The organism is Saccharopolyspora sp. 6M, from assembly GCF_020176775.1.
Lineage (GTDB): Bacteria > Actinomycetota > Actinomycetes > Mycobacteriales > Pseudonocardiaceae > Saccharopolyspora_C > Saccharopolyspora_C gregorii.
Window position 1 is genome coordinate 1 of record NZ_JAIUJZ010000062.1, and the last position, 25,499, is coordinate 25,499.

Genomic DNA, 25,499 nt, shown 5'->3' on the forward strand with positions numbered 1-25,499 from the left:
TCCTCGCCGTCGTCGTCGAGGCGATGCTAGTCGGCGGGCGCGGGCTCGTCCTCACCCGCGCGCCGCGGCCCGCCGCCGCCGCCCGCGCGCCCCCCCCCCCCCCCCCCCCCCCCCCCCCCCCCCCCCCCCCCCGCGCGGAGGTTTCGCATCTACCTGATCGCAACCCTTGGCGCGGCCGCGAACACCGCCCCTCCGCGCCTCGCGGGATCGGGCTCGCGCGGCGGATCTCGTCGTTCCCCCGTCAGCGGCGAACCCGCGGCGGGAGCCGGGCAACGGCGCCCGTCAGGGCGCGGCGATGCCGCGGAGGGAGGCGAAGTCGGCCAGCGGGGCCGGTTTGCCGAAGTAGAAGCCCTGGCCGTGGTCGCAGCCGATGCGCCGCAGGATGTCCAGCTGCTCCGCGGTCTCCACGCCCTCGGCGACCACGGTGAGCCCCACCGCGTGCGCCATCGCCACGATGCTGGTGACGATCGCCTGCACGTCGTCGGAATCGCTGAGCTCGGCCACGAACGACCGGTCGATCTTGAGCGTGTCCAGCGGCAGCCGCCGCAGCTGCGCCAGCGAGGAGTAGCCGGTGCCGAAGTCGTCGATCGCCAGGAACACGCCCAGCTTCCGCATCCCGCGCAGCATCCGCACCGCCGAGGTCGCGTCCAGCATCAGCGCGTTCTCGGTGACCTCCAGGCACAGCGAGCCCGCGGGCAGCCCGGCGTCGTCGAGCGCGGCCCGCACCGTGTCGTGCAGCCGCGGGTCGCCGAGCTGGCGGGGGGAGAGGTTCGCGTTGATCTGCAGTTCCGCGCCGTGCTCCCGCCGCAGCTCGGCGAACTCGCGGGTCGCGGTGCGGAGCATGAACCCGCCGACCTCGTTGATCAGGTCGCTCTCCTCGGCGAGCGGGATGAACTCGGCGGGGGAGACGGCACCGTGCTCCGGGTGGGTCCAGCGCAGCAGAGCTTCGGCGCCGACGATGCGCTCGGACGCCAGCTCCACCACCGGCTGGTAGGCCACCCACAGCTGGCCGCGCGGCACGGCGTGGCGCAGCTCCTGCTCCAGCAGCATGTGCCGCTGCACGCGTTCCCGGAGCTCCACGTCGAAGAACGCGTACCGGCCGCGGCCCTGCGCCTTCGCCCGGTACATCGCCACGTCCGCGTCGCGCAGCAGGTCCTGGGCGGAGCGGGTGTCGCCGGGCCGGGACACGACGATGCCGACGCTGGCGTCCACGTGCAGCCGGATGCCGTCCACGTGCGTCGGTTCGGTGAGGGTGCGCAGCAGTTCGTCCGCGCGGGCGCGCAGGTCGTCGTGGTCCGGCGAGTCCTGGGTGGCGACCACGAACTCGTCGCCGCCGAGCCTGCCGACGAGCTCCTGGTCGCTGGTGGCGCGCACCAGCCGCTGCCCGATGTTGCGCAGCACCTCGTCGCCGACGCCGTGCCCCAGCGAATCGTTGACGATCTTGAAGTTGTCCAGGTCGACGAACAGCACCGCCAGCGGCTCGGTGCGGTCCGGCGAGTTCACCGCCGAGTCCAGGTGGCGCAGCACCAGCGTGCGGTTGGCGAGCCCGGTCAGCGGGTCGTGGGTGGCCTCGTGCTCCAGGCGTTCGCGGGCGGCGAGGCTCTCGGTGATGTCGCTGAACGACACCAGCACCCGGTGCGGCGGCCGGTCGTCGGGGTTCAGCGCGCGGGAGGACATCGCGAGCCACACGCTCTCGCCGTCGTCCCGCTGCACCCGCATCACCTGCGAGTTCACCGGTTTCCCCGTGCGCAGCGTGACCGTGGACGGCCGGGTGTCGCCGCTCGCGCGGTCGCCGTTCTCGTCGAACATCGGCCACCACTCGGAGTCCATGCCGACCAGTTCGCTCGGCCGGGCGCCGAGGATGCGCTGCGCCGCCGGGTTGGCCGATTCGATGATCCCGGTGGGGGCGACCACCAGCACGCCTTCGTCGAGCGCGTCGATGACGGTGGCGAAGGTCCGCTCGGCGCGGCGGCGGGCCGTCTCGTCGGCGCACACCAGCACGTAGCCGTCGTCCATCTCGGAGACGGTGACCCGCACGATGAGCGCGTTGCCGTCGCCGCGCCGGTGCAGCGCCTCGGTGACCCCGCCGGCGGCGAGCAGTTCCGCCGGGCTCAGCCGGGCGCCGACCAGTTCGTCCACCGGGCGGCCCATGGCCTGGTCCGCCGAGATCCCGTAGACCGCTTCGGCGGCCGGGTTCCAGCTGGTGACCAGCGAGTCCCGGTCGGTGGCGATGATGGCGTTGCTGACGTGCTGCACCAGCGCCGCCTGGTAGCGCAGGCTCGTCTCGGCGGCCTTCTTGTCGGTGATGTCGCGCAGGATGACCTGCAGCGCGGGACGGCCTTCCCAGGTGGTGAGCACCGAGACGACCTCGACGGGGGCGCGGCTGCCGTCGAACCGGTGCAGCGCGGCCTCGGCCGGTTTGGTCCGCGCGCCGGGGAACGTCAAGGTCCGCAGCCGCGCCCGCATCATCGGTACCGAGTCGGCTTCCACGAAATCGGTGATGGCGCGACCGACCACCCGGTCGGTGCTGTCGGTGCCGAGGATGCCCAGCGTCGCCGAGTTCGCGTAGCGGACCACGCCGTCCTGGTGCACGCAGATCGCGTCCGGGCTCAGCTCGACCAGCAGCCGGTACCGGTCGGCGAGGTCGGTGAGGGTCTGCCGGTCCTGGTGCACGCGCGTGACGTCGGCCGCGACGCCGATGAGCCGTTCGGCCTCGCCCTCCTCGCGGTGGCGCCGCGCGTGGAAGTGCACGAAGCGGGTGCCGCCGTCCGAGGCGGGCAGGCGCTGTTCGAGGTCCAGGTCGTGCCATTCGGCGGCGGTGCGGGCGGACAGCGCGATCGGTTCGAGGAGTTCGCGCAGCCGGGCGCGCAGCGAGTCCTCGTCGGCCCCGGGCAGGCCCAGCAGCGCGTCCATGCCGGAGGTCCAGACGAGACCGTCGTCGTCGAGGCGCAGCGACCAGCGGACCGCGCCGCTGGCGGCCAGCGCGAGGTCGAGGAACTCGCGGTCCAGCTCGGAGTTCTTCGAGTGCGAGACCACCGGGTCAACCATCGATCATCCAGGAGACAGATCTTGTGCACGTACTGCGCAACCGCTCCACCGCCGTCCACGCCATGTCGTTCCGCTCTCGAACAGCGAAGCGCCCTCCCCTTCTCCCCGCGAGGCGTAGGCCCCCGACCGGATGCTCGTAGTTTCCCATGTGCGCTGCTCGTGAACCGTCCTGAGTGGCGGGTGCGTCCGAGGAGCCCGCTGATCATAAGCCCGCGCCGGATCGGCGGCGAACACGGCAGGTGATCCGCCGCGGGTTGTCAGTAGTGATCTGTTGGCCCGTTCGCGTGGTCATTCGAGTTCAAAAACACTAATGGTTTTCGAGGACCGCCTTCTCGTTTCACTCTAAAGAGGATCGAGCTGGTAGGTGCGGTGCACCAAGTGACTGCGCGTAGCTCGATCTCCGACTCGGTGATCCGCCTCTCCCGCCGGTCCCGCGAGATTCACGACACCGGTCCCGGCGGGCGATTCGCGGCGGCTCCGAACGCGCTTCGCCGCGACTCGTGCGGCGAACGCGGAATCGATTGATCGGAAAGCGAGAAGGAGAAGCAGATGAACCCGCAGCGCTCTGCAATCGAAATCGGCGGCATCGGCGCGGTGACCGGCTACGGCTGGGGTCGCGCCGAGCTCTGGGACGGCCTGGCCGCCTCGAAGCTCGCCGCCACCCTCGTCGACGGGTACGGGCCCGACCAGGACCGCACCGCCTGGGTCGCGCGCGTGCCCGACGGCGGCGACCCCGCGGACGGGCCGAGCCGCTTCGCCAGGGCGATGCGCTCGGCGGCCCGCGAAGCGATCGCGGACGCCGGCGAACGCGGCTGGAAACCCGGCCGCCGGGTCGGCCTGCTGCACGCCGTGGTGCTCGGTGAAGTGGATCTGTGGCGGGAGTTCTACCAGTCCCGCGGCGGCCAGGTCTCGGTTCGCGAATACCTGGCGCTGATGCCCTCCACCCCGATGTCGACGTTCATGAAGGAATTCGGATTCCACGGACCCGCCATGAACGTTTCCGCCATGTGCGCGTCGGGGAACGCCGGGATGCTCACCGCCAAGGCGTGGCTGGACGCCGGGATCGTCGACGACGTGGTCTTCGTGGCCACCGACCTGTCGGCGAGCCCGGAGAACGTGCTGCACTTCGAACGGCTCGGCGTCGTGGTCACCGATACCGATCCGTTCGACGCCTGCCGCCCGTTCCAGGAAGGCAGCCGCGGATTCGTCATGGGCGAGGCCTCGGTCGGCATGGTGCTGTCCCGCGGCCTTCCCGACGCCTACGCGCGGGTGCTCGGCGGCGCCATGTCGCACGACGCGCACCACGTCACCTCGATCGAGCCGAACCTGGCGGAGGTGACCCGCTGCGTGCGGGACGCGCTGGACAACGCCGGGGTGGCGGGCGGCGACATCCGCTACCTCAACGCGCACGGCCCCGGCACCGCGCAATGCGACCGCGCCGAAGCGCGGTTCTGCGCGGAACTGCTGGGCGCGGACACCGAGATCTTCTCGGTGAAGCCGCTCGCCGGGCACTGCCAGGGAGCGGCGTCGGCGGTCGAGGTGGCGGCCACCGCGCTGGGCCACCGGCACGGCCTCGTCCCGGCCGCGCCGCGGCACGCGGCGGGCGATCCGCGGCTGCTGGACGGTCCGACGCCGTTCGACGGCGGGCTCACCCTGAAGTCCTCCATCGGCATGGGCGGGCACAACTCGGCCGTCGTGCTCGCCCCGCCGCGGTGAGCGCGCCCCGGAGGTCGCCCGAGCCCGGCTCGGGGTGATCGGCCGGGCGATCGGAGCGCGGCGGTGCCCGGACCTCCTCCGGGAGGCCGGGCACCGTCCCGGGTCAGGGCGTCCAGGCCGCCACTTCGGCGAGGAACTCGTCCCGGCGCCGCTCGTCGAGGAACGCCGCGCGGAACGAGTTCGCCGCCAGCTCCCGCAGCTGCTCGGTGCTCAGCCCCAGCTCGCGGCGCACCGCGTCGAAGTTCTCGTCCACGTACCCGCCGAAGTAGGCCGGGTCGTCCGAGTTCACCGTCACCAGCAGCCCCCGCGCCAGCAGCTCGGGCAGCGTGTGCCCGCTGAGCTCCGCGAACGCGCCGAGCCGCACGTTGGACAGCGGGCACACCGTCAGCGGGATCCGCTCCCGGCGCAGCCGTTCCACCAGCTCCGGGTCCTCCAGCGCGCGGATGCCGTGGTCGACGCGCTGCACGCCCAGCAGGTCCAGCGCCTCCCGCACGTACTCCGGCGGCCCCTCCTCACCGGCGTGCGCGACCGCGCGCAGGCCCAGTTCGCGGGCCCGGGCGAACACCTCGGTGAACTTCGACGGCGGGTGCCCCACCTCGGCCGAGTCGAGGCCGACCCCGACGATGCGGTCCAGGAAAGGTTCGGCCAGCCGCAGCGCCTCGGCCGCCGATTCGGCGGACTCGTCGCGCAGGAAGCAGAGGATCAGCGAGGCCGACACGTCGCTGTCCGCCAGCGCCGAGTGCAGCCCGCCGATCACGGTCTCCATCGGCACGCCGCGCTTCAGGTGCGCCTGCGGGTCGAAGAAGATCTCCGCGTGCCGCACGCCCTGCTCGGCGCAGCGGTCCAGGTAGGCGGCGGCCAGGTCGTGGAAGTCGGCCTCGGTCCGCAGCACGGCCATGTTCGCGTAGTAGATGTCCAGGAACGACTGCAGATCGCTGAACCGGTACTTCGCCCGCAGGTCGGCGACCGACTCGTGGGGGAGCTCGATGCCGTTGCGCCGCGCCAGGTCGAAGACCATCTCGGGTTCGAGGGTGCCTTCGATGTGCACGTGCAGTTCGGCCTTGGGCGGGGTGGGCGCGGCGTTCATCCCGCGAGACTAGCGAGGCGCCGGCGCCCGGGACGCCGCTCCGGTGCCCGGAGGAGACGGTACTCACCGCGCGGGGGGCGCCGCCTTGGCGTGCTGGGCGGCGGCCATCACCTCGCGCAGGGCGGTGTTCAGCGATTCGAGGGTGCTCAGCGGCAGGCCGAGGCGGTCGACGATCTGCTGCGGGATCTTCTCGGCCTCGGCGCGGAGCTCGCGCCCGGCGGGGGTGAGGCCGACGGTGACCGAGCGCTCGTCGCCCGCGTTGCGGCTGCGCGTGAGGTAGCCGACCGCTTCGAGGCGCTTGAGCAGCGGGGACAACGTCGCCGGTTCGGCCTGCACGGTGTGGCTGAGGTCCTTGACGGAGCGCGGTTCGGCCTCCCACAGCGCGAGCATCACCAGGTACTGCGGGTGGGTGAGGTTGAGCGGTTCGAGCAGCGGCCGGTACAGCGCGATGACGCTGCGGGACGCGACCGACAGCGCGAAGCAGACCTGCCGGTCCAGCGCCAGCGGGTCGTCGCCGAGTTCCAGGTCCGGTTCGACGGGGCTCATCGCGTTCCTTCCGATCGGCCTGGGTGCACGTTAACATATAGCGGGCATATGATTAGCGTGTTAAACATCGGGTGGTCGTTCCAGGTGTGGACGGCCGAACGGGAGGCGGTTCGCGGTGACCGAGGCGAAGCGGGTGCGCCCCGACCCGGTGCGCTGGGTCTGGTACGCGTTCGGCGGCAAGCTGCCGTCGCGGCACGACGAGTGGGTGCTGCACGACGTCACCGCTCGCACCTGGCAGCTGCGCCACGCGGTGCGCAGCCTGGTGCAGATCTCCCCGGGGCTGCTGTTCCTGCTGGTCCCCGGCCCGATGTGGATCAAGGCGATGGCGATCCTGGGCGGCGCGATCCTCGCGGTCTGGTACGGCATGGCCTACGCCGAGTTCACCTGCGAGCACCGCGCGTTCAAGCAGGGCTATCCGCTCGGCACCGCGCGCCGGGTCCGCAAGGAGGCCGCCGAGTGGATGAGCGAGCAGCAGCGCGCCCGCTACGCGGCGCTCTACCGGACGCCCGAGCAGGACGGCTCCGGCGAGCAGGCCGGGAGCTGATCGCGCGGGAGCACTTCGGCCGGGTCCCGCGTGCGCGGGAGATCGCCCGGAAACCCGGGGCTCGGCGGGAGATCGTCCGGGAACTCCGGCGCCCCGGCGGAGGAACCGCCATCGCCCACACCCTCGTCGAACGCGCCGCCCCGGATGATTCATGCTGGTGACACCCGTCCCCGCGGCGAAGTGCCCGGAACGCGCCGCCCTGGGACGGTGGGTCGAGACCTGAACGCCGGAACCGGCGCCCCCGCGCAGCGATGCGGGCGGGCCGGGCGGTTCCGACGGTCCGGCGCCGGGATCGGCCGAACGACACGGACTTGAGGAAGGCAGCGCCATGACGACCACACTCGGAACCCTGCTCACCGCGATCGTCACCCCGTTCGACGACGAGCTGAAAGTGGACGAGGACGCGTTCGTCGCGCTGCTGCACCACGTGATCGACAGCGGTTCCGACGGAGTGGTGGTCTGCGGCACCACCGGCGAGGCGGCGACGCTCACCAACGAGGAGCACCTGCGGCTCGTCGAGATCGCCTGCGCCGAACGGCCCGAGGGCGTCACGATCCTCGGCTCGACCGGCTCCAACGACACCGCGCAGGCGTGCGCGATGACGGAGCGGGTGACGGAGCTCGGCGTGGACGGCGTGCTGTCGGTGACGCCGTACTACAACCGGCCGAACCGGCGCGGGCTGGTGCGGCACTACACCGAGATCGCGCAGGCCACCGACAAGCCGGTCGTGCTCTACAACGTCCCGTCCCGCACCGCGATCGACGTGCCGAACGACCTGCTCGCCGAGCTCGCCCAGATCGAGCGCGTCGACTACGTGAAGCAGGCCAACGACGACAACCTGGCGCTGATCGACGGGCTCGGCGTCTACTCGGGCAACAACGAGACCTTCGCGCGCGCCCTCGACATGGGCGGCGTCGGCGGCATCGTGGTGGCCAGCCACGTGGCCGGCCCGCAGATGCGGCGGATGATCGACGAGCCGGAGAACCGGGCCGAGCTGGACGCCGCGCTGAAGGACCTGTTCGCGGCGCTGTCGGTGACGACGAACCCGATCCCGGTGAAGGCGGCGCTGAACCTGCTCGGCCACCGCGTCGGCGGCCCGCGGCTGCCGCTGGTGGAGGCCGACGAGGCCGAGACCGCCGTCGTCCGCAACGCCCTCATCGCAGCCGGTTTCCTCGAATCCTGACCCACCCCGAAGCGCCCCGGCCGACCCGCTCGCCCGGGGCGCTTCCACGTCCAGCCGTGTCGTCGTCCTTCGCTCGTCAGCGGCGAAGCCGCTGAGCGGCGACCCAGCACGCAGCGCGACCGCCCGCGGGTTCTCAGCTGTCTTCTCGCGAGGACAGCGTTTTCTCCTGTGGCGGAGCCACCGGTGAAAACGATCCCGCAGCGAGAAGACAGCTGAGGTTCCGCCACCTGCCCCGACTCGCAGTCGGATCCGGGGGCATCACTCGGTGATCAGTAGGTCTTCTAGTTCTTGTAGGGCGTTGCGGAGGTGGTCGGCGAACTTGTACATCTCTCCGGACACCGCCAGCGGCGTGCTCAGGTAGATGTTCAACCGGTCGGGCAGCAGCACGTAGGCCACCCCGATGCACTTGCCGCTGGTGGAGCCGAACCCGAAGTGCTGGATGTTCTTCGACGGCGCCGAGCTGGTGCTCAGGTAGTCGTCGCGCATGATCGTCCAGCCGGGCGAGTCGTAGAGCGCGAGCGGTGCCGCGTCCGCCTCGCCACCGCGGCGCTGGATCAGCTGCAGCTCCCACAGGTGCTGTTCCGGCGCGTCCCCGGCCTGGCACTGCTTGGCGCGCGCCACGTGTGCTTCGGCCGCGGCCCGGAACGCCGCGGTCTTCGCGGCCGCGTCGGCGTCCGGATCGTCGACGGTGCGCACGAAGTCGACGACCTGCGGGGTGACGACCCGCATCGCCTCGGTGCGCCCGTGCCGCCATTGCCGGGTGGCGATGGATTCGTAGGTGGCGCCGATGCCCTTGGTGCGGTGGTGGGCGAGCTGGTACGCCAGCTGCACGAACGCGTCGGGGGACATGCCGAGCCGCTTGGCCCGTTCCGAGCCGAAGTCCTCGAAGGCGAGGACCTTGTTGGAGGTCCCGGCGGCGAAGGTGGCGAACGCGCCCGCCGCGTCGCGCACCTCGGCGCGCAGCGCGTCGTCGAGGACGAAGTCGAGGCGGGAGAAGTCGGGGACGCCGAGCGCGCGGGCGCCCGCGTTCGCCGCGTGCTGCTCCGGCGTCGAATCCAGCAGCCCGTCGACGAAGGCGAGGATGGTGGTGCCGTCCAGCTCGCAGTGCTCCACGTTGATCCCGGCCCGGCCGTCCTCGAACACCACCAGCGACACAGCCTTGTCGAACCAGCGGTTCCCGCTGTCGCCGTGCAGCAGCTGGTCGCAGGCCTCCTGCACGTCGGTGGGCGCGAAGTCCTCCAGGCACAGGCAGAACAGCGCCGACTCGATGGTCTCCAGCGCGTCGCCGTTGCCCAGTTCGAGCAGCCGCTGCCGGGTGTGCGCCCAGTCGGCACGGGCCTTCGTGGTCAGGTGCCCGACGGCGGTCTCGACCGGGGCGCGCTGGGAACCGGCGTCGCGGATGGCCTCCAGGCCGGTCGCGAGGTCGGCCAGGTCGTGCGGGGTGCCGTCGGCTGCGAGCACGTCGAGCCGGAACGCGTTGCCGCGGAAGAACACCACGACGTGCCGGGCGTCCGACGGGCCGGGGTGCTCGGCCGAGTACGGGGAGCGGACGGTGTCCTGCTGCTCCCCGGGGATGCGGATGGTGGAGAACAGGTACTTGTGCTGCTCCATGGAGGAGGCGGCGCCGCGCTGGACCACCGGCGGCAGTTCCTCGGCGTCCACCGCCCGCTTGTGCGCGACGGCGCCCGCGATGAGCCCGGCGGCGCGTTGCACCTGCGTCAGCTCGGAGTCCTGGAACAGGAAGAAGAAGTTGGCGTTGAGCGCGATCCGGTCCCGCCTGCCGAGGTAGCGCGACGGCCAGAACCGGTCGAGCCAGCTGTGCGTGCCCTCGGCGGCGTCGAAGCGCCGCAGCTCGGCGTGCAGTTCGCGGGCCGGGCTGTCGGGCCGCAGGTACTCGGCGACGGCCTGCTCGGTGCGGGCGGTCTGGTCGGCGTCGAGCAGCGGGGCGCACCACTCCAGGAAGCGGGCGCAGCTGCTCTCCAGGGTGGGCAGCGGCACACGCGGCAGCCGGTCCTCGTTGCCGAAGGTGCGGGTGGACCAGTCGTGGTCGTCGTTCACGGTCATCCTAGTGCGATCGGGCTTTCCGGTGTCCGGCTTGCTGGTGGTGCGGTCAGTCGTGCGGGCGGGACAGGTGGAGCTCGGCGTAGAGCCGCCCGTCGGCTTCGAGTCCGGTCGGGTCGACGCCGGCGGCGGTGAGCGTCGCCAGCATCTGCTGCTGCTCCTGCGGGGAGGCGAACCGGCGTTGCTCGAACACGTCCGCCACGCGGGTGGTGCGGTAGCCGAGCTCGGCGAGGGCGGCGGCGATCTCGTCGTACGGGAACATCCGCAGCACGAAGTGCGCCATCCACGGCTTGCGCGGCCCGGCGGCGTCGACGATGCGGCGCAGGGTGTGCTCGCCGACGTAGCCGAGGCAGCCGGTGGAGATCACCAGGTCGGCGCCGTGCAGCAGGTCCCGTTGCCGCGCATCGGGTTCCCGGGTCTCGAAGTCGGCGTGCACTGCCGCGTCGAGGTAACCGGCGGCGAGCCCGTAGTCCAGCGCCGGTCCGGCGGTGTCCAGCCCGATGAACCGGGCCTCGCACCGCTCGCCGCGGGCGCGCAGCCAGTCCCGGTCGCGGGCCAGCAGCCGCTCGTGGTCGAGCTCGTCGGCGTCGCCGGTGTAGCGGGCGTAGAACTCGTCGAGCGTCGCGTCCGCCCGGAGCAGCGCGGCGTTCACCCCGTACGAGCTGCCGACGTCCACGACGGTCGGCACCGGCACCCCGCGGGTGTGCCGGTACTCGTCGAGGAACTTGGCGAAGTACGGCTTGGCCAGTTGCGGGATCCGGTAGTCGAGGGGGTGCAGCGTGCGCGCGAAGTCCCGCGGATCGGGACGGGTGTAGATGTGGTCGAGCGTGATCTTCCCGGTCGAGTCGAACTGCACCGGCGTGCTCCTCTGCGGCTGGGGGTCAGTCGAGCAGCGCGTCGCCGCGCACGGCGTTGCCCGCGGCCGCCAGGTGCTCGGGCAGGACGCGGCCGAAGATCTGCTTCGTGCGGGAGACGCTGCCGATGACGCCGGGACGCTCGCTGTAGGCGAAGATCGCGGTGTGCCGGGCGCGGGTGCCGCCGACCTCGGTGACCCGGTGCAGCGAGAACCGGCCCTTGAACAGCTGCAGGTCGCCGGGCCGCAGCGCGAGCCCGCGCACCAGGTGCTCGCCGTCGCCGTCCAGCACGGCCCGCACGTCGTCGAAGTTCTCCTGCTCGGCGGAGCGGATGTCCTGGCAGTACTCGAAACCACCGCCGGATTCGGGTTCCTGCGTCAGCATGCTCACCGCGAACTCGTTGGTGTCGAAGTGCCACGGGTGCGACATGCCGGGGTTGACGACGTTGAGGGTGAGCCCGGCCAGCGGGTCGGCGAGCGGGTGGATCACCGGCAGGCCGACGCAGTCGGCGAGGAACCGCTGGAACCGCTCGTCGGTGTAGAGGCGGTGGATGATGGCGCCGGAGGGGATCTGGTCGCGGGCGACGAACGCGTTGCCGCGCCGCATGGTCTTGCGGCCCGGGTGCTCCGGCGGCAGTTCGGTGCGGACGTCGATGTTGTAGGCGTTGACGGTCTCGACGTCGTAGTGCGCGTCGGGGGCGATGGCGGCGCACTCGGTGCGGAGCTCGTCGCGGAGTTCCGGGCGGATGAAGTCGGTGAGCACGCTGCACCCGTGTTCGGCGAGGTCCCGCCGGGCCCGGCCGACGGCCTCGGCCCAGCCGGGTCCGCCCGGATCGGCGAGGGGGTAGCGGTCGGTGTCGACCATTCGCTCGACCAGCGGGGATTCGGATGCGCTCATGGGGTCCTCTCCGCACGTCGAGTTCACCGACCCGGTCGAGCGGGTCCGGTGCACGCGAGCCGCGCCGCTGCGGTGTACTCCGGATCCAACGAATCTGGCACGGTGCGGTTGCTGTCGGGTGCACCGCGGTGCGGGGAATCCGGAGCCTTTTTCCCGAGAAGATCAAATCAGCGGATTTGCTCCGGCGGAAGGTGGGCGCCGCCGCCGGATCGTGTGATCGGGATCTTCTTGTGCGCGGGGCCCGCGGAGGGGTAAGGGGCGGCCGAGCGGATCGGCCGCCCCGCTCGTCAGCGCCGTGCTCCGGAGGCGGTGGGGGTGAGCGCGAAGTCGTGCTCGCTGCGCCCGGCGGGCACCGACACCCGGCTCGCGGCGGGCGCCGCGCCCGGTGCGGCGGCGACCACGGTGACGAACCGGTCCGGCAGGTCGTGCACCTCGTACCAGCCCTCGACGTCGGCGTCGACCCGCGCCAGCTGGTTGCCCGCCGCGTCGGTCACCGTCACCACCGCGCCGCGCGCGGGGCGGTCCCCGGCCAGCCGGATCGTGCCGGCCAGCGTCCGGTGGTGGGCGGGGCGCGGCGGCTCGAACGTCGGATCCACGATCGCGTCCCCGTCGTCGCGGTGCTCGTAGGAGCCCGCCTCGGCCACGGCCTCCGGATCGTTCTCCCGCTTGCGCTTCGCGTGCCACTGGGTCGCCGCGGTGAGCCCGACCCCGATCGCGCACCAGACGGCGAGCCCGGTGATCCCCGGCCAGGAGCGGGCGCCGTCGAAGTACAGGACGCCGCGGATCGAATCGGCCGCCTGCCCCAGCGGCAGCAGCAGGTGGAAGAACTGGAAGAACGGCGGTACCAGCTCCTTCGGGATGGCCCCGCCGCTGGAGGGCATGCTCAGCAGCACGAACAGCGACATCGCCACCCCTGGGATGAACTGCTTGACCAGCGGCACCAGCCCGAACGTGGTCCAGCCGACCGCCTGGGTGAGCATGAACCCGAGCAGCAGCACGATCGGGTGCGGCGGGATCACGTTCAGGATACGCCCGGCCGAGTAGCAGACCACGGCCGCGAACGCGCCGACGCCGACCAGGCACAGCAGCTTCTGCCGGGTGGTCAGCTCCGCGCGCAGCAGCACCATCACCGTCACGTACGGCGGGATGTTCATCGCCAGCAGCAGGTAGAACAGCCCGGTGCCCATCACGTCGCCCGCGGCGGTGGGCACCAGGTCGACGGGCGTCAGCGCGTGCCCGGTGGCGGCGGCGACGGGCGTGAACATCTGCTGCAGGAACTGGACGAGCGCGGCGCCGTTGGCCTTGGCGTAGAACAGCTGCCCGCTGGCCGGGTCGTAGGCGGCGACGGCCTCGCGGTCGGTGATGGCCTCCTTCGCGGCGGCGGCGTCCGGGACGGCGGTGACGTCCACGCCGCCGGGCAGCGCCGCGGCGAACTTCGCGTCGAGCTGCTGCGCGAGCTGTTCGCCGACGGCGACCACCGGCACGTGGTGCGGGGCAGGCGCGTGGAACGGCAGCAGGTAGCACAGCACGAAGCCGAGGATGAAGAACAGCGGGAACCACAGCGACGAGGCCAGGGTGCGCACCAGCGATGTCGGCTGCTGCTCGGGCACGACTTGCTCCTTGTCTCGGTGACGGTCGTGTGCAGGCGGGGGCGGGTGAGCCCGTGCGCCTGGGGCCGGTGGCGGATCGGGATCGGTGAGCCGCCGCCGGGAACGCCCGGTCCTCGGCCTGCTGCGCGGAGCGGATCGACCCGGCCGGGCCGCGGAGGGGCCTGGCGGTGCGGGTCGCCGCGCGCGGCGGGCGAGGTCGCGGAGATCCGGGCTCCGGGAGCGTATCAGTGGCTGCATCCGGTGCAAGAATGCAGATAGTGCAAAGTTCCTCCGAGTCGTGGCGCTTTGTCCGGTAGGGGCGGAGTACCCGGCCGCACCGGCCACGGCACTACGATGGTCGGTCCGACGTGCGGCCGCCGCGACGGATCCACGAGGAGTAGCCCAGGATGCCCAGAACGACGACGCCCGACGCGACCGGCGAGGCCCCGCCACCAGCGCCGGAAGGCCTGCGGGAGCGCAAGAAGCGCGCCACCCGGCAGGCGTTGCAGCAGGCCGCGGTCCGGCTGTTCCGCGAGCACGGCGCGATCTCGGTCACCGTCGAGGACATCTGCGCCGCCGCCGAGGTCTCCCCGCGCACCTTCTTCAACTACTTCGCCGCGAAGGAGGAGGTGCTGGTCCCGTGGGACCCGCAGACCATCGCGGGCACTCCGCAGCGCGTCGTGGACCGGCCGAGCGCGGAGCCGCTGCTGCGCGTGGTGCACGTCGTGCTCGGCGAGGCGATCGACACCGCGATGGCCGCCCCCACGTGGCGCGACCAGGCGCTGGTGCTGCGCGACCACCCGGAGCTGGTGAGCCGGGTGGCGCTGGCCTCGCGGGACCTGGAACTGGCGCTGGCCGACGGGCTGTCCCGCCGCGTCGGCGAGGCGCAGGACGACGCCTACGTGCGGTTGCTGGCGGCGACCGCGGTGACCGCGCTGCGGGTGGCGATCCAGTGCTGGCACCGGGCCGATCAGGAGGCGGACCTGCACGACCACCTCGACGCGGGGTTCGCGCGGTTGGCGCGCGGGTTCGCGGCGGACTGATCCGGGCGGGGCGCGGGAAACCCCTCGACTCCCTCCGTCACTCTTGCGGGTGAGTCTCGAACACGTGTAGTCACCTGATCATGGGTGCAGTCGCCGACGAAGCCGCAGGACGGGCGGAGTGCTCGCTCCGGATCAGGCCGAAGCGCTTCATCCTCGAACTCTCCGCGGCCGTCGTGCTCGCCGCGGTGGTGAGCCTCGCCGTGCAGCTGCCCCTCGCCCGCCTCGGCCTCAGCGAACCCACCGAACTGCCCGAGCTCGCCGCCACCGCCGGTGCCGCGCTGCTGCTCGTGCTGCTGCTCGGCGGCGCCCGGTTCGCCGACCGCGTCCCCGCCCGGCTGCGGCTGCCCGCGATTTGGGTGGCGCTGCCCGCGCTGGCCACCACCGTGCTCGCCTGGCCGCTGGAACCGACCCGGCTGTACTACGGCGGCGTGTCCGTCGACCAGATGTTCCGGATGCAGTACCTGACCCGGCTCGCCGACTCGCCGGTGCCGGCGGACATGAACTACCCGGGCATCGCGCCCTACTACCCGGCTGGCTGGTTCTGGGTGGGCGGTCGGTTCGCCGACCTCACCGGGCAGCCCGCGTGGGCCGCGTACAAACCGTTCGCGCTGCTGACCATCGCCGTCACCGCCGCCGTCGCGTTCACCCTGTGGAGCACCGTGGTGCGCAGGCGGGTCGCCGTGCTGTGCGCGGTCGCCACCACGCTCAGCGGCTTCCTGCACGGCTTCGACGAGCCCTACGCGTGGATGTCGGTGGCCTGGCTCGCGCCCGTCGCCGTCGCCGCCTGGCACGTGCTGCGCTGCCGCGCGCACCCGCACCGGGCCGCGCACCTCGGCATCGGGCTGTTCCTCGGGTTCACCGCCATCACCTACGCGCTGTACCTCGCGTTCGCCACCGCCGTGCTCGTCGCGATGGCCGCCGTCATCGCCACCGCCCGCATCCGCGCCGGTGACCGGATAGGGCAGGTCGCGGGCCCGCTGGTGCTGCGGCTCGCCGCCGTCGGCGCGATCGGCGGGCTGGTGGCGCTGGTGGTGTGGACGCCGTTCCTGCTCGCGAAGCTCGGCGGAGCCGGAGGTGCGGGCGCGGCGAACCGGTACCTGCCCGCGGAATCGGTGCCGCCGTTCCCGTTCCTCGAACCCACCCCGTTCGGCGCGCTGTGCCTCGCCGGGTTCTGCTGGCTGGTGCTCGCGTGCCGCCGCGACGAGACGGCGGCGGCGCTGCTCGTGCTCACCGGCGCCACCTACGCGTGGTTCGCGCTCTCCGCGCTCGCCGTCGCGGCGGGCACCACGCTGCTCGCGTTCCGCACCACCGCCGCGCTGGAGGTGCTGCTCGCCGCCGCAGGCGTGCTCGGACTGCTCGACCTGTGGCGGCGCGGCCTGCCCCGGCTGCGGGAGCGGTGGCGCGCGCGGGTCGCGGCGCTCGCCGTGCTGCTCGGCCTCGCCGGATCGATCAGCACCGTGGAGACCGCGCTGGCCACCAGCATCGCCGAGGCCGCGGGTCCCGCCTACGAGGACTACTACCCGACGGGCTCCAACGCGCAGCGCAGGCAGGACCCCGCGCAGCCCGGGGCGTGGAACGACGAGCTGGCCACCGCGCTCGCCGGAACCACCGGCCGCCCGCCCGCCCGGATCACGCTGCTCACCACGTACCACCCGATCATGTCGTTCGCGCCCTACTGGGGTTTCCAGCAGGAGACCCCGCACTACGCCAACCCGCTCGCGCACTACGAGGAGCGCGCCGCGCTGATCCGCGGCTGGGCAGGCGCCGCCGGGCCCGACGAGCTCGCCGCGATGCTGCACCGCAGCCCGTACCCGCCGCCGAACGCGTTCCTGCTGCGCCGCGAGGACGACGGGCTGCACCTGACGCTGTCGCACGACGCGTTCCCGCACCAGCCCAACGTGCAGATCTACGACGTGCGCTTCGACCCGGCGCTGTTCGACTCCCCGCGCTTCGTCCGCCGGGACGTCGGTCCCTTCGCCGTCATCGCGCTGACCGACCCCGGGGGAACCCGTTCGTCCCGGTGACCGGGGCGGTGGGCCGTTCACCCGAGGCGGATCGTCAGGTTAGCCTTGCCTCAGAGAGACGAATCGCGATGAGGAGGGCCGAATGGCTGGAGCGGGCAAGCCCAGGCCGATCAAGCGGCTGCGAGTGCTGCGCAAGGAACAGCTCACCCCGCACATGATCCGCATCGTGGCGGGCGGGGACGGCATCCGGGCTTACCAGCACAACGAGTTCACCGACGCGTACGTGAAGGTGATCTTCCCGGTGGCCGGCGTGGCGTACCCGGAGCCGCTGGACATGGGCGTCATCACCGCGGAGCTGCCCCGCGAGCAGTGGCCCAGCACCCGCACCTACACGGTCCGGTACTACGACGCCGACGCGGGCGAGCTCACCATCGACTTCGTGCACCACGGCGACACCGGCCTCGCCGGGCCGTGGGCGGCGAACGCGGCGGTCGGCGACGAGCTGCTGCTCGCGGGGCCGGGCGGCGCCTACGCGCCGGACCCGGCCGCGGACTGGCACCTGCTGGTCGGTGACGAGAGCGCGCTGCCCGCGATCGCCGCCGCGCTGGAGGCGCTGCCCGCCGACGCGCAGGCGCAGGCCGTCGTCCTGGTGGACGACGTGCAGGAGCAGCAGCCGCTGGCGACCAAGGCCGACGCGCAGGTCCGCTGGTTGCACCGCGCGGCGGGCGACGACGTGGCGACCGCGGTGCGGGAGCTGGAGTTCCCGCCCGGCGACGTGCACGCCTTCGTGCACGGCGAGGCCGGGTTCGTGCGGGAGCTGCGCCGCTACCTGCTCGACGAGCGCGGCGTCACCAAGGACCGGCTGTCGATCTCCGGGTACTGGCGCCAGGGCAAGAACGACGAGCAGTGGCGCCAGGAGAAGGCCGCCGAACGCGCCGCCGAGCAGGCCGCCACGGCCTGACCGCCCCTCGGCCCGCGGCGGGCGGGTCGGGAGGCACGAGGGTGGTGGACGTCCCGGGACCGGCGGGGGCGTCCACCGGCGCGGGAAGTGGGTACTACTACTCATGCGTCCCGCGTCGAAGGAGGCGATCATGAGTGCTCGCAGTCGTTCGCCCAGGAGGAACAGCATGACCGAGCAGAAGCGATCCCCGATCCAGGCGTTCCGCCGCCTGCTGGTCAACCCGGTGTCGCTGGGCTACCTGGCCCTGGTCGCCGCCGTCTGGGCCTGGGTGCTGGTGATGACGTTCCTGGTGCCGCACCCGGACGCGAGCCTCGCCGGGGTGTGGGGCTTCCTGGTGACCGCGCCGACCTCGCTGCTGTTCCTGGGCATGTCGAGCCCGTTGGTGTGGGTGGGCGTGGCCGTCGCGGCGGTGTTCCAGGCCCTGCTGCTCGGCGCCGCGTACCGCGGGATCACCGGCCTCGTCCGCCGGGCCGGGACCAGCGCCGCCTGATCGGGCGTTCACCGCGGCAGCCCGGGCCGGGACGGTCCCTGAGGCGAGGCCGCCCTTCGTGCACAGCCCCGTTCGGGCCGGGCGAGGTGGCTTCGCGGCCCTCGCGTTGTGCTGGACCGCCTGGAACCGCGGCCGGCCGACGCCCTGTCCAGGTGCGCGGGCGTCACGAGGCGGAATTCGGCTCCACCACGAGGAATCCGTGATCGCGATCCGCGGGGAGCACGCCGTTTCCGGGGCGGCACAGGAACTCCACCACCGGTGTGCTGGTGTGGTAGCAGACCACCGACGAGTCGACGCCGAAGACGCCCGCTGGGTCGAGGAAGAACGGCAGCTCGGCGAGCAGGTAGTCCATCCCGGCTCGCACCTGCTCCTCGGAGATGCCGGTGTCCTTCCCGATGAGGAAGCGGCGCACCAGGTCCCCGCACACCGCGGTGAACTCCGGGTCGGCCGCGATCGCGTCGTCGACCCGGCGCCGGGCGGCGCGGTAGGCCGGTTCGGGCAGGAGATCCGACAACGCCCGCACGCGCAGGACCGGCGCCGCCCGTTGTTCGACGACGCGGCGCATCTTGCGCCGCACGTCCCGCAACCTCGACTTGACCTGCCGAGCGGCTTCGGCAGGGGTGGATCCGGCCGCCACCAGCGTCGAGGCGAGGTGGGTGTCGACGTAGACCACGTCGACCGCGGCGAAGTGGTGACCGGCCCAGTTCACCAGCGCCAGCAGGCGTTCCTGGGTGAAGTAGCCGTTCCCGGTGCTCACCCCGAGCAGTGCGTGGTCCCCACGCCGCCAGAGCTCCGCACAGCGGTCGCTGCACGGCGTGGTGTCGAAGCCGTGCGCGGTGCTCGTGGCCGTGTTCGGGCGCATGATCTCGTCGTCCCTCCGTCGCGGCGGTCGGTCACGGTCGGGTCGGTGGCTCGGCCGGTTGCAGCACGTCGGCCATCCGGGCGCACAGGTCGTCGAGCAGCGGGCCGAGTTCGGTCGATCCAGGTGGCGCGTGCACGACCTCGTCGAGCCTGGTGAGCACGGGTTCCAGCCGCGGATCGGTTTCGCCGACGATCAGCAGGGCGCGCCGGGCGCCTTCCACCAGCCGGTACACCGCGTAGTCGCGGGTCTCCTCGGTCTGGCGGCGGCCGCTGCTGAGCAGGAACGCCGCGAGCAGCAGGAGCTCCTCGTGCGGATCGACGTCACCAGTGCTCATACCGGACCACCTCCGAATTGTCGCGGCGCACGGACCGCTGCGGCTCCCGGTCCGGATGGCCGATCGGCACCACCAGCACCGGCGCGATGTGCCCCGGAAGACCGGCCATCCTGCGGACGGGTTCCGCGAGGAAGCTGCTGACGGGGCAGCCGCCGAGGCCGAGCGCGTGCGCGGCCAGCAGCAGGTTCTGCACGGCCATCGCCACGCACAGCACCCCGACCTCGGGCATCCGCTGGTCGTCCGGGGCCCGAGATCCGTCGAAGCAGGCCACCAGCAGCAGCGGGGGGACCCCGATCACGCCGGGCGCGAACGCCCGGATCCGCCGCACCCGCGCGGGATCGCGGACCGCCACGAACGCCCACGCCTGCTTGTTCGACGCGGAGGGCGCGGCGAGCATGGCCGTCGTCAGCCGGTCGAGCGTCGCGTCGTCGACCGGTTCCCCGGTGAAGCGGCGGGTCGCGGTGCGCCCGGCCATCACGTCGAAGACGCCGAGCATCTGCGGGACACCGGATGCGCGCGGGTGCGGCGCGTTCGCGATGTCGTGTTCGATGGTCATCACCTGCCCCTGTCCGCCCGGCGCCCTGGGCTGCTCCCCGCGACATCCGTTTCGGACGCGTGGTCGTCGAACCGGTCGTCGAACCACCGGGTGGGCGGGGAAATGGTCGCGACGATGCGATCGGAATTCGCTGAACCGGTACTTTCCAGCGTGGCCCGTGATTCCTGTTCGGCGCGCTTTTCCGGGGTGGTGCGTTTCCGGGGTGGTGCGCCGAATTCGGTGAACGGGCCGTCGATCTTCGATGATGGCACATCGCGCTGTGCGTGAGGAGGGAGTCGATCTCAATCACTCGACCGGTGAGCAGCGGTGTTCCACCGGTGCAGCGCGGAAGTCATCGTGTGCGAATTCGTTGCACGATGCGGGGAAATGGGCTAACACCCGGGTTCGCGAGTCGTGGCAGGGTTGGTGGGATGTCCGGGATTCGGGATGGGATCATCGCCCATTCCTCGCCGATTTCCGCGATTTCCCCACGCGGTTCCGGCGACCCATCCGGTTTCGGGACGAGAGGAACCAATGTGATGAACAGGACGTGCCGCGGTTCTTCTACCGCGCCCTCCGCCGCGGGGAACCCGACCGGGCCGCGGCACTGCTGGCGGCGGACGTCGAGTGGTCCACCTCCGCCCGGGACGGCCGCCGGAACACCCTCCGCGGCCGGGAGGCGGTCCTGGCCGAGCTGCGCTCGGAACGCGGCGGGCTGTTCGCGGAACCCCGCGAGCACCTGCCGTCCGGTTCGCGGGTCGTGGTCCTCGGCGACTACCGGCGCGACGGCGGGGCGGCCGACGGCACCGTTCCGTTCACGCACGTCTGGGACTTCCGCGACGGCCTGGTGGTCCGCTTCGAGGACGTGCACGATCCGGCGGGAATCCGACGCGTCCTGGACGGCGAAGCCGCGGATCTCGACGAGATCATCGCACTGGGACTGGGGTTCTGGCGGTCGGCGGTGCTGCTGGCGGCGGTGCGGCTGGGGGTGTTCACCGCGCTCTCCGGGCGCGAGCTAGGCGCGGTCGAACTCGCCGAGCGCACCGGCGTGTGCGAGCGCGGTGCCCGGGACTTCTTCGACTGCCTGGTCGTGCTCGGTCTGCTGCGGCGCGGGGACGGCCGGTATCGCAACGCCGCGCACGCGGCCGCGCACCTCGACGGTCATGACCCCGGCCGGTACGTCGGCGGGTTGCTGGAGGAAGCCGGAACCCAGTGGTACCAGGCGTGGGCGCGGCTGCCCGCCGCGCTGGCCGAAGGGACTCCGCAGTGGCTGGTCCCGGCCGATGAGGTGCGGCAGCCCTACGGCTGGATCTACGCGGAACCCGAGGGGGTGCGGCGGTTCCGGTCGGCGATGGCCGGTGGCGCGATGACGGCGATGCTCGCGCTGCCGCGACGGTTGCACTGGTCGCGGTACCGGACGGTCGCCGACGTCGGTTGCTGCGGCGGCGAAGTGCTGGCCCACCTGCTCGACCACCACCCGCACCTGCGCGCCATCGGATTCGACCTGCCCCTCGTCGCGGACGCGTTCGCGACGACGGCGGCTGCGCGGCAGGCGGCGGGGAGGGTGCGCTTCGTCGCGGGGAACTTCTTCACCGACCCGCTGCCCGCGGCCGATGTGCTCGTGCTCGGGCACGTGCTGCACAACTGGGGCCTGGCGGAGAAGAAGCTGCTGCTGCGCAAGGCGTACCGGGCGCTGCCCGAGAACGGCGAGGTGGTGATCTACGAGGTGCTGGTCGACGACGACCGGTCCCGCCACGTCGAAGGGCTGCTGATGAGCCTGCACATGCTCGTGATGAGTCCGATGGGGTTCGGCTACACGGGCGCCGAGTGCCGGAGCTGGCTCGCCGAGGCGGGTTTCCGCTCCTCCCGGGTGGAGCACCTGGCGGGCGCCGAGTTCATGGTGATCGGTACCAAGTGAGCTCGGCTCACCCCTCGTCCGGCGTGGCGGTGCCCAGCACGTAGGTCATCCAGAACAGCGGGCCGGGGCTGAAGCCGAACCGGCGTGTCGCGGCGAGCGCGAACCCGGCCCGCTCCAGCTCGACCGCGGCGTCCCGGTGCAGTTCGCATCCGCCGCACAACCGGCGCCACACCGGCGCGATGCGCTGCTGGAACGCGCCCACCAGCGGTCGCGCGGACCGCACGTGCTCCAGGAAGTGCACCGTCCTGCCGGGGCGCAGCACCCGCCGGACCTCGCGCAGCGCGCGTTGCGGGCTCGGCACCGAGCACAGCACCTGGCTCAGCACCACGCCGTCCACGGAACCGTCCGCCGCGGGCAGCGCCTCGGCCTGCCCGGCCACCACCCGGACCGGGACCGGGGCCGAGCGCGCGTGCCGGTCGGCGTGCGCGCGCAGCGAGTCGTTCGGCTCCACCGCGATCACCTCGGTGACGGAAGCCGGGTAGTGCGCGAAGTTCAGCCCGTTGCCCGCGCCGACCTCGACCACCCGGCCCGTGGTGCCGCGCACGAGTTCCCGGCGGAACTCGGCGACGCCGCGCCGGTCCGCGATCGAGCTCACGGTCGTCCAGAAGCGGCTGAACATCGGGTGCTGCAGGGTGCGCAGGTCCGGGCCGGGCGATGTCTGGTCCATGCTTCGAGTTGTACTGCGGCGGCGGCCGCCGGAAGGTCGCGATCACCGGTTCGTGGGATCCGGTTCGGCCCGTCGGGTGCTGTCCCGCACCGGGCGGGCCGACTCGCCCGCGGTCAGGCGTCGGTTCCGGCGGCGCTCGCCTCCTGCGGCACCACCTGGGCGAGGCGGGCCCGCAGCGACGCGGTCACCGCGCGGTACGAGTCGCTGCCCAGCACCAGCCGCAGCGGGGCGGGCCGCTGCTCCGCGCTCTCGATGACGCGGGCCGCGATCTTCACCGGGTCGCCGACGATCGGGATCGGCGCGCCTTCCCGGAAGCCGCGCACGAACGCGGCGGGGGTGCCGTCGTAGGCGGCGAGCGGCTCACCGGTGCGCAGGCTGGAGCCCGCGAACGCGGTGCGCGCGCCGCCCGGCTCCACCAGCGTCACCTCCCCGCCGAACGGGGCGACCTCCTGGGACAGCGCCTCGAAGAAGCCCTCCACGCCCCACTTGCTCGCGTGGTACAGCGAAGCGCCCGCGTGCGCGGCGATGCCCGCGACCGAGGAGATCGAGATCAGTCGTCCGCCGCCCTGCGCCCGCAGGTGCGGCAGCGCGGCCCGCGCCGTCTGGATGGAGCCGAGCAGGTTGGTGGTGATCTGGTGCAGCACCTGCTCGTCGCTGACCTCCTCGGCCGCGCCGAACAGGCCGTAACCGGCGTTGACGACCACCACGTCGATGCGGCCGAGGTCGGCGAACGCGGCGTCCACGACCTCCCGGATGCGGGGCAGGTCGGTGACGTCGAGGTGGGCGAGCCGGAACCGGTCGCCGTGGGCGTCGCGGAGGTCGTCGGCGGAACCCTCGCGGCGGACGGTGCCCGCCACCCGGTCGCCGCGGGCCAGCAGTTGCTCCGCCAGCTGCCGCCCGAATCCGCTGTTGACGCCGGTGATGAACCAAGTGCGCGTTGTCATGGCACCGAGCCTCGCCGCCCGCGGGCGCGCCCGGCAGCCCCCGCTGTTCCTGGTAGTGCGGGGGGCACCCACCGCGCCGCCGCGGCGGCATACTGGAGCGCATGGGCAACGCGCTCGGCGACTTCCTGCGGGCCAGGCGGGAACTGGTCACCCCGGCCGAAGTGGGCCTGGCGCCCGGAACCGGCCTGCGCCGGGTGCCGGGGCTGCGCCGCGAGGAGGTCGCGACCCTCGCCGGGATCAGCGTCGAGTACTACCTGCGCTTGGAACAGGGCCGGGACCGCAGCCCGTCGCCGCAGGTCATCGAGGCGATCGCCGGGGTGCTGCAACTGGACGCCGAAGGCGTCGAGCACCTGACCGCGCTCGCGAGCCCCCGGCCGCGCCGCCGCGCACGGCGGGAACCGCAGGTACCGCGCGGGCTGGAGCTGCTGCTGCGCACGCTCAACGTGCCCGCGCTGGTGTGCACCAAGTACGGCGAGGTGCTGGCGGTGAACGCGCTCTCCCGGGAACTGCTGCCGAGCGCGGCACCGGGTACGAACCGGCTGCGCGCCCTGTTCACCGAACCGGAGGCGCAGCACCGCGTCCCCGATTGGGAGGAGCACGCCGCCGACGCGGTCGCGCACCTGCGTGCGCAGAGCGGCGCCGACGTCGAGGACGAGCGGCTGCACGCGCTGATCGGCGAGCTGTCGATGAAGAGCGAGCGGTTCCGCACCCTGTGGGCGCGGCACGACGTGCGCCGGGCCCACGGCAGCCGGTTCCGCGTCCGGCACGCGAAGCTCTGCGAGGTGGAGCTGCTGGCGGAGAAGTTCGCCGTTCCCGGCGACGGCGGCCTCGAAGCGCTGCTGCTGCACGCGGAACCCGGCACCCCCTCCGCCACCGCCCTCACCCGGCTCCGAAACCTCGTAGACGAGCAAGCCACCCCGAACCGATGAACAACCCCGTCCTCGCCCCACGGACCTAGCCGTCGTCCTGTCAGCGGCAAAGCCGCTGAGCAGCGACCCAGCACGCAACCGGCACCCGCCGCGGGTTCTCAGCGGGATTCTCGCGAGGACAGCGTTTTCTCATGTGGCGGAGCCACCTGTGAAAACGATCCCGCAGCGAGAATCCCGCTGAGGTTCCGCCACCCACCCCGATCAGCAACAGAAGCGGGGAAGTCAATCAGGCGTGCAGCCAGTTGAAGACCTGGTCGTAGTAGGCGTCCCGCTCGGCAGGCCGATCGTCACCGAGCAGCCCGGTGCCGATCCGGTAGCCGCGCCGGTCCAGGTGCCAGGCCAGCAGCGCGTAGGTGGGGCGGAACGCGGCCAGTTCCTCGGCCGGGATCGACGGCACCGAGCCGGGCAGCACCGGTGCGACGGTGTCCCGCTCGTAGATCGCGTCCAGCGAGAAGATCCGCCACTCCCCGTCGCGGCGCTCCACCCGGTAGCCGAGCCGGGCGTAGGAGGTCAGGTCCACCGGCACCTCGTCGACGGTGGTGCGCACTTCGATCGCGGCGGACACCTCGGCCCACGCCCGCGCGCCCGCGAGGTGCACGACCGGCGGCGCGAGGCGGTGCACGCTGCGGTCGCCGCGCCCGCTCATCTCCTCCGAGCCTGCGACGAACCCGGGTCCGTCGCCGGTGTACCAGGTGAGGTTCACCTGCGAGTCCGGCCAGAACGCGGCGGCCATCTGCGGCCACCACTCGCGGTCCCGCCCCTGCCGTTCGCGCAGCAGCAGCTGGACGATCGTCGTGGTCTCGTCGGACATGCCGGCCTCCCCGTTCGGTTCCGGACGAGGAGGCTAGTCGCCGCCGGACCGGCCCGGCACCACGAGCACCACCGAGGCGGCCGCGAGCAGCCCCAGCGCGACCAGGTTCAGCACCTGGTCCAGCGGCCCGTACACGTGCAGCATCGTCAGGTGGTAGCCGCCGTGCAGCACGTTGAACACGAGCCACGCCGCGCCCGCGACGCGCGGCAGCACGCCGCCGCGCAGCAGCGCGAGGACGGCGAGCGCGCCGAGCGCCAGGAACATCGCGCCGGTGTCCTTCGCCAGGTGCTCGTTGTAGGGGCCGAGCGGCGGCAGCCAGCTCAGCCCGAACCCGGGGAACGACCCGTACCACCGGGCGGGTGCCAGGTACGCCCAGCCGCCGGTGCCGAGGGCGACGAGCGCGAGCAGCACCAGGCACACCCGGTCGGTGGTGGCCTTCGGTCCGGCGGGGCGGATTCCGGTCATGAGCGCGCTCCGATCCGTGCTGCGGGTGGTGCCGCGGTCGGCCGAATCGCG

The 25,499-nt window shown here is 72.5% G+C and carries 23 protein-coding genes; 9 read left to right on the top strand and 14 right to left on the bottom strand.

All coding sequences use genetic code 11. The annotated features are described in order from the left end of the window. Positions 1 to 282: 282 nt before the first annotated feature. Complete coding sequence (locus LCD31_RS10175) at positions 283 to 3,048, bottom strand: EAL domain-containing protein (RefSeq protein WP_224957546.1); 2,766 nt, start codon at positions 3,046 to 3,048, stop codon at positions 283 to 285. Between the two features lie 549 nt (positions 3,049 to 3,597). On the opposite strand from LCD31_RS10175, the gene LCD31_RS10180 reads away from it, so the two are divergent. Further along, positions 3,598 to 4,764 (top strand): beta-ketoacyl synthase N-terminal-like domain-containing protein, encoded by a 1,167-nt coding sequence (locus LCD31_RS10180; protein ID WP_224957548.1) that lies wholly within the window; start codon positions 3,598 to 3,600, stop codon positions 4,762 to 4,764. A 103-nt stretch (positions 4,765 to 4,867) separates the two neighbouring features. On the opposite strand, the gene LCD31_RS10185 is transcribed toward LCD31_RS10180, so the two are convergent. Beyond that, positions 4,868 to 5,851 carry an adenosine deaminase gene (locus LCD31_RS10185; RefSeq protein ID WP_224957550.1) on the bottom strand — a complete coding sequence of 328 codons (984 nt, stop codon included), beginning with the start codon at positions 5,849 to 5,851 and terminating at the stop codon, positions 4,868 to 4,870. A 63-nt stretch (positions 5,852 to 5,914) separates the two neighbouring features. Beyond that, positions 5,915 to 6,397: a MarR family winged helix-turn-helix transcriptional regulator gene (locus LCD31_RS10190; RefSeq protein ID WP_224957552.1), complete on the bottom strand. Its 483-nt coding sequence runs from the start codon at positions 6,395 to 6,397 to the stop codon at positions 5,915 to 5,917. Between the two features lie 115 nt (positions 6,398 to 6,512). Between LCD31_RS10190 and LCD31_RS10195 the strand changes: the two genes are divergently transcribed. Both LCD31_RS10195 and dapA read left to right on the top strand, forming a co-directional pair. Continuing rightward, on the top strand, positions 6,513 to 6,941 hold the full coding sequence (locus LCD31_RS10195) for a DUF5313 family protein (protein ID WP_224957553.1): 429 nt from the start codon (positions 6,513 to 6,515) through the stop codon (positions 6,939 to 6,941). Positions 6,942 to 7,269: 328 nt separating this feature from the next. Beyond that, positions 7,270 to 8,124, top strand: coding sequence for a 4-hydroxy-tetrahydrodipicolinate synthase (gene dapA / locus LCD31_RS10200; protein ID WP_224957554.1), 855 nt, complete (start codon positions 7,270 to 7,272; stop codon positions 8,122 to 8,124). 258 nt (positions 8,125 to 8,382) lie between these two features. On the opposite strand, the gene LCD31_RS10205 is transcribed toward dapA, so the two are convergent. The 4 genes from LCD31_RS10205 to LCD31_RS10220 all read right to left on the bottom strand — a co-directional run bounded on the left by LCD31_RS10205 (position 8,383) and on the right by LCD31_RS10220 (position 13,546). After that, the gene (locus LCD31_RS10205) at positions 8,383 to 10,188 is read right to left on the bottom strand and encodes a choline/carnitine O-acyltransferase (RefSeq protein WP_224957555.1); all 1,806 of its coding nucleotides are present in this window, start codon (positions 10,186 to 10,188) and stop codon (positions 8,383 to 8,385) included. A gap of 46 nt (positions 10,189 to 10,234) precedes the next feature. Next, complete coding sequence (locus tag LCD31_RS10210; RefSeq protein WP_224957556.1) at positions 10,235 to 11,041, bottom strand: class I SAM-dependent methyltransferase; 807 nt, start codon at positions 11,039 to 11,041, stop codon at positions 10,235 to 10,237. 25 nt (positions 11,042 to 11,066) lie between these two features. Beyond that, the gene (locus LCD31_RS10215) at positions 11,067 to 11,936 is read right to left on the bottom strand and encodes an arpA protein (protein WP_224957557.1); all 870 of its coding nucleotides are present in this window, start codon (positions 11,934 to 11,936) and stop codon (positions 11,067 to 11,069) included. A 287-nt stretch (positions 11,937 to 12,223) separates the two neighbouring features. Then, positions 12,224 to 13,546 (bottom strand): carboxypeptidase regulatory-like domain-containing protein, encoded by a 1,323-nt coding sequence (locus tag LCD31_RS10220; protein WP_224957558.1) that lies wholly within the window; start codon positions 13,544 to 13,546, stop codon positions 12,224 to 12,226. Positions 13,547 to 13,932: 386 nt separating this feature from the next. On the opposite strand from LCD31_RS10220, the gene LCD31_RS10225 reads away from it, so the two are divergent. From LCD31_RS10225 to LCD31_RS10240, 4 genes are all read left to right on the top strand, one after another. Continuing rightward, the gene (locus LCD31_RS10225; RefSeq protein WP_224957559.1) at positions 13,933 to 14,568 is read left to right on the top strand and encodes a TetR/AcrR family transcriptional regulator; all 636 of its coding nucleotides are present in this window, start codon (positions 13,933 to 13,935) and stop codon (positions 14,566 to 14,568) included. Positions 14,569 to 14,648: 80 nt separating this feature from the next. Further along, a complete protein-coding gene (locus tag LCD31_RS10230; RefSeq protein WP_224957560.1) occupies positions 14,649 to 16,592 on the top strand; it encodes an arabinofuranosyltransferase in 1,944 nt (647 codons plus the stop codon). Positions 16,593 to 16,674: 82 nt separating this feature from the next. After that, entirely contained in the window at positions 16,675 to 17,493 is an 819-nt protein-coding gene (locus tag LCD31_RS10235) for a siderophore-interacting protein (protein ID WP_224957562.1), read from the top strand. 166 nt (positions 17,494 to 17,659) lie between these two features. After that, positions 17,660 to 17,983: an SCO4225 family membrane protein gene (locus tag LCD31_RS10240; RefSeq protein WP_224957563.1), complete on the top strand. Its 324-nt coding sequence runs from the start codon at positions 17,660 to 17,662 to the stop codon at positions 17,981 to 17,983. A 163-nt stretch (positions 17,984 to 18,146) separates the two neighbouring features. On the opposite strand, the gene LCD31_RS10245 is transcribed toward LCD31_RS10240, so the two are convergent. From LCD31_RS10245 to LCD31_RS10255, 3 genes are read right to left on the bottom strand one after another with little or no spacing between them, the layout of a single operon-like run. Next, positions 18,147 to 18,845: a tRNA-dependent cyclodipeptide synthase gene (locus tag LCD31_RS10245; RefSeq protein WP_224957564.1), complete on the bottom strand. Its 699-nt coding sequence runs from the start codon at positions 18,843 to 18,845 to the stop codon at positions 18,147 to 18,149. Positions 18,846 to 18,876: 31 nt separating this feature from the next. Further along, the gene (locus tag LCD31_RS10250) at positions 18,877 to 19,179 is read right to left on the bottom strand and encodes a DUF6092 family protein (protein WP_224957565.1); all 303 of its coding nucleotides are present in this window, start codon (positions 19,177 to 19,179) and stop codon (positions 18,877 to 18,879) included. Continuing rightward, a complete protein-coding gene (locus LCD31_RS10255) occupies positions 19,166 to 19,735 on the bottom strand; it encodes a nitroreductase family protein (protein WP_224957566.1) in 570 nt (189 codons plus the stop codon). Before LCD31_RS10255 ends, LCD31_RS10250 begins: the two co-directional genes overlap by 14 nt. Before the next feature lie 529 nt (positions 19,736 to 20,264). On the opposite strand from LCD31_RS10255, the gene LCD31_RS10260 reads away from it, so the two are divergent. Continuing rightward, positions 20,265 to 21,632 carry a methyltransferase gene (locus LCD31_RS10260; protein ID WP_224957567.1) on the top strand — a complete coding sequence of 456 codons (1,368 nt, stop codon included), beginning with the start codon at positions 20,265 to 20,267 and terminating at the stop codon, positions 21,630 to 21,632. A gap of 7 nt (positions 21,633 to 21,639) precedes the next feature. Here the strand turns inward: LCD31_RS10260 and LCD31_RS10265 are convergent, their stop codons facing one another. Both LCD31_RS10265 and LCD31_RS10270 read right to left on the bottom strand, forming a co-directional pair. After that, positions 21,640 to 22,299 (bottom strand): class I SAM-dependent methyltransferase, encoded by a 660-nt coding sequence (locus LCD31_RS10265; RefSeq protein ID WP_224957568.1) that lies wholly within the window; start codon positions 22,297 to 22,299, stop codon positions 21,640 to 21,642. 113 nt (positions 22,300 to 22,412) lie between these two features. After that, positions 22,413 to 23,243: an SDR family oxidoreductase gene (locus LCD31_RS10270; protein ID WP_224957569.1), complete on the bottom strand. Its 831-nt coding sequence runs from the start codon at positions 23,241 to 23,243 to the stop codon at positions 22,413 to 22,415. Between the two features lie 101 nt (positions 23,244 to 23,344). Here LCD31_RS10270 and LCD31_RS10275 point away from each other — a divergent pair, with 101 nt between their 5' ends. Then, entirely contained in the window at positions 23,345 to 24,172 is an 828-nt protein-coding gene (locus LCD31_RS10275; protein WP_224957570.1) for a helix-turn-helix domain-containing protein, read from the top strand. Between the two features lie 226 nt (positions 24,173 to 24,398). Here LCD31_RS10275 and LCD31_RS10280 read toward each other — a convergent pair whose 3' ends face one another. Together LCD31_RS10280 and LCD31_RS10285 are read right to left on the bottom strand one after the other, a co-directional pair. Further along, positions 24,399 to 24,983, bottom strand: coding sequence for a nuclear transport factor 2 family protein (locus LCD31_RS10280; RefSeq protein ID WP_224957571.1), 585 nt, complete (start codon positions 24,981 to 24,983; stop codon positions 24,399 to 24,401). A 33-nt stretch (positions 24,984 to 25,016) separates the two neighbouring features. After that, on the bottom strand, positions 25,017 to 25,448 hold the full coding sequence (locus LCD31_RS10285) for a hypothetical protein (protein WP_224957573.1): 432 nt from the start codon (positions 25,446 to 25,448) through the stop codon (positions 25,017 to 25,019). Between the last annotated feature and the right edge of the window lie 51 nt (positions 25,449 to 25,499).

Bases quoted from the DNA above. Each gene is read 5' to 3' on its own strand.
- LCD31_RS10175 (WP_224957546.1), bottom strand. From the start codon at position 3,048: ATGGTTGACCCGGTGGTCTCGCACTCGAAGAACTCCGAGCTGGACCGC.
- LCD31_RS10180 (WP_224957548.1), top strand. From the start codon at position 3,598: ATGAACCCGCAGCGCTCTGCAATCGAAATCGGCGGCATCGGCGCGGTG.
- LCD31_RS10185 (WP_224957550.1), bottom strand. From the start codon at position 5,851: ATGAACGCCGCGCCCACCCCGCCCAAGGCCGAACTGCACGTGCACATC.
- LCD31_RS10190 (WP_224957552.1), bottom strand. From the start codon at position 6,397: ATGAGCCCCGTCGAACCGGACCTGGAACTCGGCGACGACCCGCTGGCG.
- dapA (WP_224957554.1), top strand. From the start codon at position 7,270: ATGACGACCACACTCGGAACCCTGCTCACCGCGATCGTCACCCCGTTC.
- LCD31_RS10205 (WP_224957555.1), bottom strand. From the start codon at position 10,188: ATGACCGTGAACGACGACCACGACTGGTCCACCCGCACCTTCGGCAAC.
- LCD31_RS10215 (WP_224957557.1), bottom strand. From the start codon at position 11,936: ATGAGCGCATCCGAATCCCCGCTGGTCGAGCGAATGGTCGACACCGAC.
- LCD31_RS10225 (WP_224957559.1), top strand. From the start codon at position 13,933: ATGCCCAGAACGACGACGCCCGACGCGACCGGCGAGGCCCCGCCACCA.
- LCD31_RS10230 (WP_224957560.1), top strand. From the start codon at position 14,649: ATGGGTGCAGTCGCCGACGAAGCCGCAGGACGGGCGGAGTGCTCGCTC.
- LCD31_RS10235 (WP_224957562.1), top strand. From the start codon at position 16,675: ATGGCTGGAGCGGGCAAGCCCAGGCCGATCAAGCGGCTGCGAGTGCTG.
- LCD31_RS10240 (WP_224957563.1), top strand. From the start codon at position 17,660: ATGACCGAGCAGAAGCGATCCCCGATCCAGGCGTTCCGCCGCCTGCTG.
- LCD31_RS10245 (WP_224957564.1), bottom strand. From the start codon at position 18,845: ATGCGCCCGAACACGGCCACGAGCACCGCGCACGGCTTCGACACCACG.
- LCD31_RS10250 (WP_224957565.1), bottom strand. From the start codon at position 19,179: ATGAGCACTGGTGACGTCGATCCGCACGAGGAGCTCCTGCTGCTCGCG.
- LCD31_RS10255 (WP_224957566.1), bottom strand. From the start codon at position 19,735: ATGACCATCGAACACGACATCGCGAACGCGCCGCACCCGCGCGCATCC.
- LCD31_RS10265 (WP_224957568.1), bottom strand. From the start codon at position 22,299: ATGGACCAGACATCGCCCGGCCCGGACCTGCGCACCCTGCAGCACCCG.
- LCD31_RS10270 (WP_224957569.1), bottom strand. From the start codon at position 23,243: ATGACAACGCGCACTTGGTTCATCACCGGCGTCAACAGCGGATTCGGG.
- LCD31_RS10275 (WP_224957570.1), top strand. From the start codon at position 23,345: ATGGGCAACGCGCTCGGCGACTTCCTGCGGGCCAGGCGGGAACTGGTC.
- LCD31_RS10280 (WP_224957571.1), bottom strand. From the start codon at position 24,983: ATGTCCGACGAGACCACGACGATCGTCCAGCTGCTGCTGCGCGAACGG.
- LCD31_RS10285 (WP_224957573.1), bottom strand. From the start codon at position 25,448: ATGACCGGAATCCGCCCCGCCGGACCGAAGGCCACCACCGACCGGGTG.